Origin of the sequence: Limosilactobacillus reuteri subsp. porcinus (assembly GCF_036621895.1) — a bacterium.
GTDB lineage: Bacteria > Bacillota > Bacilli > Lactobacillales > Lactobacillaceae > Limosilactobacillus > Limosilactobacillus reuteri_J.
In genome coordinates, this window is the sequence record NZ_LN887462.1 from 1 (window position 1) to 6,955 (window position 6,955).

General features: G+C 36.6%; 4 protein-coding genes and 3 pseudogenes. All 7 read right to left on the reverse strand.

Annotation, left to right across the window (positions count from 1 at the left end):
* Positions 1–881: pseudogene (locus tag AACL61_RS07905) on the reverse strand (ATP-binding protein); the annotation flags it as partial.
* Between the two features lie 584 nt (positions 882–1,465).
* Positions 1,466–3,004, reverse strand: coding sequence for a multicopper oxidase family protein (locus AACL61_RS07910; protein WP_085681076.1), 1,539 nt, complete (start codon positions 3,002–3,004; stop codon positions 1,466–1,468).
* 245 nt (positions 3,005–3,249) lie between these two features.
* Positions 3,250–3,645 (reverse strand): annotated as a pseudogene (locus AACL61_RS07915) (IS30 family transposase); the annotation flags it as partial.
* 361 nt (positions 3,646–4,006) lie between these two features.
* Positions 4,007–4,459, reverse strand: a complete 453-nt coding sequence (locus tag AACL61_RS07920; protein ID WP_153704467.1) for a hypothetical protein — start codon at positions 4,457–4,459, stop codon at positions 4,007–4,009.
* Positions 4,452–4,970, reverse strand: a complete 519-nt coding sequence (locus AACL61_RS07925; protein ID WP_098035605.1) for a hypothetical protein — start codon at positions 4,968–4,970, stop codon at positions 4,452–4,454. The genes AACL61_RS07920 and AACL61_RS07925 overlap by 8 nt, the downstream gene beginning before the upstream one ends.
* 153 nt (positions 4,971–5,123) lie before the next feature.
* The gene (locus AACL61_RS07930; RefSeq protein WP_233185942.1) at positions 5,124–6,179 is read right to left on the reverse strand and encodes a Fic family protein; all 1,056 of its coding nucleotides are present in this window, start codon (positions 6,177–6,179) and stop codon (positions 5,124–5,126) included.
* Positions 6,180–6,830: 651 nt separating this feature from the next.
* A pseudogene (locus AACL61_RS07935) lies at positions 6,831–6,955 on the reverse strand (IS30 family transposase); the annotation flags it as partial.

Consider the following 6,955-nt stretch of genomic DNA (forward strand, 5'->3'; position numbering starts at 1 on the left):
TGAGTGCTTTCAAGTTTCAGTTCAATAAAGTAAAACTGCTCAGGCGTCGCTAAAAATTCAATTGTCGCAGCGTTTTGGTAGTGGACGCTCTTCATTAATTTAAGGGCTAAATTACAAACCTCTGTCCGTCGTTCTGGTGTTAACACTACACTAGGCGCAAATTCAACAACCTTTTGGTGACAACGCTGAACGGAACAGTCCCGTTCAAATAAGTGCATCACGTTACCATGTTCATCTGCCAAAACCTGCACTTAAATATGCTTGGGGTGTTGAATATCTTTTTCAACATACATTTCATCCGACCCAAATGACTTTAAAGCCTCGTCTTTTGCTTGGTCAAATTCGGCAGCTAGCTGTTGGTCGTTTTCAACAATCCGCATGCCCCGGCCACCACCGTTAGCAGCTTTAATCATAATTGGATAACCGTACTGATGAGCAAAGGTTTTAACTTGTGCAAGACTAGTGACATTACCCGTCAAACCAGGAATCGGCTGTAAGCCCGCCTTCATCGCTACTTGCCTAGCAACGAGCTTATCACCAAACATACGGAGATGCTCTGGCTTAGGACCAATAAATTTAAGGCCATTATCAACGCACGCCTGAGCCAAATCAGCATTTTCAGCTAAGAAACCATATCCGGGATGAACGGCTTCAGCACCAGCAGCCTTTGCTACTCGAATAATTTCATCAATATCAAGGTAGGCGTCAATAGGTTGTTCATTTTTCCCAATCAGATAATCTTCATCAGCAGCAAAACGATGAGCACTATACTCATCTTCTTTAGCATAAACTGCCACCGCTTTGATTCCCAGTTCATGACAAGCGCGGGTAATCCTGGTGGCAATTTCACCACGGTTAGCAATTAAAATCTTCTTAAACAATCTAACACACCATCCTTTTATTCATCCTATTCTACATTTGATATCTTGCCATCACATGATTATTCATATTATTAATTTTGGTAATCATTATTGCCGCCCTCTTCATCTAATCAAATTTTAATTTATGCTCAAATAATACTCACCATTTTTTCATCTGTCAACGATTGATCATTGGTTTAAGCAGTTAATTGTTTACTTTAAAAAGGAAAAGGCAATCTTCTCAGCATGGAACTAAGAAAATTGCCATTGCAGCGATACATCGCCTTCTCAGAACGATTTATCATCTTGTGAAATACAATCAATCTTATAATTATCAAATAGCTAAAGCATAATTTAGGATTGATTCTTACTATCATTCTACAACCCATGAAAAATAAGTCTAGTTCATGAGCTTATTTTGTTATACTCTAAATTCTTTATTATAAGTTACTTTAACTGCCAAAATAATTCTTTTCTTAAATTAAACTCAAAGAAACACCTTAATATACTTGACTATTCGTAGAAAAACAAAAATACCACCCGCATTCCGACGAGTGGCATTCATAGCTACCAATATAATTTTACAACTCTTTACAAAACTTCGGCTACATTTCCATTCCCATTTTCTTGTAGGATTCCATTCCGCCAAGCCACAGTTGATCCATCGGCACATGACGTTCTTCAGCAAAAGCCTTCATGATCGTCATGTGATTCATTAAATGATACTTCTTGTTGGGATTTGCTGGATCGATCACTTGAAGTTGGGCCATCATGCCGCCATCCTCATGCTCAAGGATATGACAATGATACATAAAGACGCCCGAAACATGGAACCACACCTTAATCACAACATGTGCACCAGGATTAACTGCAACCGTATCCTTCAGCCCTAGTTCATTAGGGTATGGTGCATGGCCATTCCGCGAAACAACTTTAAATGCGGTTCCATGCATATGGTATGGGTGAATCATTCCGGGAGCCGGGTTTGTATTACAGATATCCCACAGTTGAACCTTCCCCATCGGCATCTGATAGTCAATCCGATCCATCTGGAATTTCTTACCGTTCATCGCAACCGCTTCATCCATTCCGTCAAGGGTAACATGGTGAACTGGAAGGTCTGGATCAACAGCTGGATCTGGCACTTCAAATAGGGTGGCTGGAATCGTGGTATTATCAGGCTTAAATTCATGAATTCGGAACCGGAGAAGAGGAACATCATCAGAGTAAAGCGTCACAACATCCCCCGGCTTGTACTTGCCAAAGTCGACAATAATTTCTTGCCGCTCTGCACAGGTAATCAAGAGCTTCGTCATTCTAACCGGATGTGGTAACAGGCTTAGGTCACCAGCAATCTGAGTAAATTCAAGATCATCACTAAAGTGTAACCGGAATTCGCGGCGGTTAGCACCATCCAAGAACCGCAAACGAACTTTCTGGGTCGTAACATCAAAGTACGGATTAATCGTACCGTTAATCATCGGTGTTGGTCCGGCGACACCATCGGGATCATAGTCCTTCCGGTAGTTCCACTGGTTATTTTCATGAAAACGACGGTCTTGTAAAATAACTGGAATATCGTCAACCCCGTAAGTTCGTGGTAACGGAAGGCTCTGCTCATGTTCATCTTGGACAATTGCCCCAGCAGCTAAGCCCTGCCATACCTGCTCGGCGGTTGCTGGACACGGGTGGGCATGTAACCAAACAAAAGCGGCTGGTTGATTGATCTTAAAGGTAACGTCACGACTGCCACCTGGATAGACAGGGGCATGACAACCACCATCCTCAATCGGACCGGGAATCGCTAACCCATGCCAGTGAAAAGTTGTTAATTCAGGTAGATGGTTAACCAGGTGCAAATGAATGGTCTTCCCATTTTTAAACACTACTGTCTTACCTAACAGCGGCGCATTGTATCCCCAGGTCTTCGTTTTTTCACCGGGCATCAACTGGACCGCGCCTGTTTGAGCAACAATTGTGTAATACATGTCCGTTGCCGTTTCCTTATCCGGCTGCAATATTTTAGGAATGTTTAATGGCTGTTGCGGTACCTGTGGTTCTTCCAATGGCACATAACCACCATCATGATAATCATAAGCTGCCTCATCATAAAAATAGTGATCGATTACTTCGGCTTTACTCATTATCTAAGACCTCCGTTTCTTATATTTACAACCATTATAGTTCTTTTTAATGATGGGTGGTTAGAAACACTGTCTTTGTAAAGATAAGAAATCATCTTATCCTTACCAAATACCATAGAACCTAAATAATGCTATTTAATGAAGATAGTATTACTGGTAACGGTTCTTCTTCATACACATTTAATACCTATAAAGCAGAATGTAACCTTGTTGGTAATTGGTCATTACTAAAAGAAGCCCTAGCAATTACGGAAGTCTTTCTTTTTACTCAGACCATCACGACGAAGAATACCGTTGGTGTTTTCGTTTAACCCTCGCTGATTAGGCGCACCGACTTCCGCAAAGTATGTATGGATATCATGCTTATTGGCAATCTCACGCCAGCCCGCAAATTCCTTACCGTTGTCAAAGGTGATGGACTTAAAAAGATGACGAGGCTGTTTTGATAGCCATTGATCCAAATAATAGTTCACACTTTCGACCGTTTTGTGATGGACATTCAAGACAATCTCAACTTTTGAGATTCGTTCTACTAAGGTCATCACAGCGCCATGGTGAGTTTTACCTTGAACTGTATCAGCTTCTAAATGACCAAATTCATGTTGGTAATGCGGAAAATCGCGGTAACGTTGAACTACAGCGATCTTCCGTGGATCAAAACAACACGGGAAACGTTCACGTGAGAAAAAAGTGAGAAGTCGATAACGTTTTTTAACGTAAAATAACCTGTTATAACGACTGAAAATGCCGTTATAACAGGCCTATTAGACCTTATCTAGTGCTGACTAGAAGCATGGAGGTTAAATTGCACTAATCATTGATATACCAACAATTGAGACAATCAATTTTTATTTTGTGTGTCTAATTGTGTGCATTTTTCAGTGCAACAATCAATTTATCGGTGCAAAAAATCAAGTGAGTATACTAAAACCCCGTCTCAGCTGCATTCCGTATTTCAAATAAAATATTACTTATTTTAAGCACATTACACCCTACAACCTATTATGAGATCGATTCAGAATGCGCCGCAGAATAAAGAGCGCCGCCTATAGCTATAATCCAAATAAGCATTAAATACTTAACTAACATTATAGTTAAAATAATATTGCTTAGATAAACTACAATAATTGTCCACCAGTATAAACTTCTAATATTTAATCCTGTTTCAAATAAGTATCTACAAAGACTACAACATACTAAATATATTAATAATCCAAACAGGAGCGTTCCAATAAGGCACTCTTTTAATACTTCTTCATATCCTATGGACTGAGCCATTTGAAATGCAACATTAAAATTAATTTTGATGTGTTGTGACACACTATTAAAGCCATTATTCAAAATAATATCTCTTAACCTAAAGTAAAATAATATATCCATCAACAAATCAATTATTCCAAAGATCAGCACAATTTCTTGTTCTTTTAATATGGATTTCCACCTTTTTTTACTCATTCTTCCCCCAAAAATATCCAAATATAGCAGCCAAAATAGTCCAAATAAAGGTTAACTTAGCTAAACTTTTATCTTTGTCGTCTGTAATCCAGGCATATAATCTCTTTAAATAAAATATAAAAGTATAGGAACACCATGACATCACTATTAGCAATGCTAAAATAGTCACCCATGTGATTCTTGCCTGTGCTAACCAGCCTAAAAACAAGAGAATAAATGCAACAACTGATACAATAGTGCTGACTACGTAACTCCATCCATCTTTAACAGAATATTTAATAGTAGTTGCAATAAATAATATAAATAATCCTATAAAAATCAAATAAAGTGGTGTCAAACCATAGAGTTTTGAATTTTTCAAAATTGTGCTAGCAGTCTTTATGTAAATTGAACTTGGCTCTATTGACCACAAATCAGTATATAAAAATATTCCTGTAAAAAAGAAGCCAAATCCAACAGATATTAAATCATATATAAATGATTTAGTCCCTATGTCATCCTTGCTTTTCAATTAATTCCCCTCCTTAATAAAAGTTCATTCACATATAGTATTTGAAGTCTTACAGATTTATATCTATATTTTTACCAAGTTTTCTAGTTAACGTATGCTTGGCACGTCAATCTTTTCAGGTAGAGCAAACAAATTCCCAGTTTATAAGATCAATTAACTATTCTTTTTCAAACCATACTTCGTTGACCTTGCCTGCCCAATCTTTTCTAGCTTATTAGCATCGCGAAGTTTTTTTACTGCTCGTCGAATGGTAATTTCACTATATTGAGGGATAAAATTGTTTAGTTCTTTAATAGATAACGGTTTTAATGCCTGACGAATAGTTTTTAACACTAATTGGTCCACAGGTAAATCAGACTGATTAACCATACTCAAGCGCTCATTAAATTCGCGATAATCTTTTAAGATAATGCCCAGAAAGTATTCTAAAAATGGTAAATAATCATTTTTATTATTCATCCACTGTTCCGAACTATCTTTTAGTGCCTGATAATATGACGATTTAGTCTCCTCAATAGATTTTTCTATGCTTATATACTTTCCAACATCAAAACCCGCTTTATACATTGTCAGTAACATTAATAATCGTGACATTCTTCCGTTACCATCATTGAAAGGATGAATGGATACAAAATCAAAAATAAACGCTCCTGACAATAGTAGTGGTGAAAATACACCTTCTTTAATAGCTCGATTGTAAGAATCACATAAGTTCCGTACTAATTCTGGTGTAAGATATGCTGCTGGAGGATTAAACCTTACCTCTTGTTTCCCATTGCCATACTCAGTAACTATTTTATTATTGCTGTCCTTGAAATTACCGCCCCAAGTGCTTCCAGTATAAGCAAATAACCTCTTATGCATCTCCAAAATAGAATTAACCGAGATAGGAATATAGTCATATTGTTCATGAATTAATTTAAGGACATCTCGATAACCTGAAATTTCTTTCTCATCACGATTTCTCGGTTGCGTTTTGTCTTGCATGATTTTGTTCATTCGTTCATCTGTTGTATAAATACCTTCAATTCGGTTTGATGAACTAGTACTTTGAATTTTAGCTACTTCTACTAAGCGGTCCAACGTGTCCCTATAATCAGTCTCATAGCTATCGGTTTTGCCTCTTAAATTATAAATTTGATTCATTTTATTTACTAAATCACTTGAATAGTTCAAATGATTCAGTGTTTGATAGTCAAATTGCTTAATTTTAGTCACACCCTTATCTTAATCACTGGCTTAGTATCTTGATCATTTTACTATAAATGATCAAGATTTTACAAATATGATCAAGATTTTATGCCTACGAATAATAGCAGAAAGTAACGATTAAATTCATATAACTCCTGATACATCAACGCTTAGGGTAAGAAATTTTAATTCAGTATGTTTAATTATGTGCATTCTGTGCCAAAAGAAATTAAACATTCTATTACTATTTATCTTTTAGGAATTCTAAAACTTCATAATCCTCTTTCAAACTCTGATCTAATATATCAGAGAAATTGTCATGAAGTTTATCACTAGATGAATCCTGTTTATTATCATTTTTCTCTACCAATTTTAAATTTCCCATTACTATTTTCAGTGTAATAATCGTTTTCTCAATGTAAAATTAGCTGGTTTTGTACCAATGACTTTTAAATTAGACCGATTCAATATACATTCAGCACATTAGTCTTTTAACTCAAACACTTTCCAACCCCATCAGCATTCATTTAATAATAATTGACTATCTATGATTAATTCCATATAAATTTTTGACGCTTTTTAACGCTTTTTAACGCTTTTTGACGCTTTCATATTTAGTATTACTTGTCTAACTTATCCTAAATTTCAAGAATAAGTTAGCCACTGGACTCAAATAAATAATACTGACCAATTGATTATTGGTTGGTGGAGCTGTGATATCTCTTGGTAGAAGGCCTTACGATAGATGTCCATTGACGAATGTCCATTAAATATAGCTCGTGGATAGTGATTCA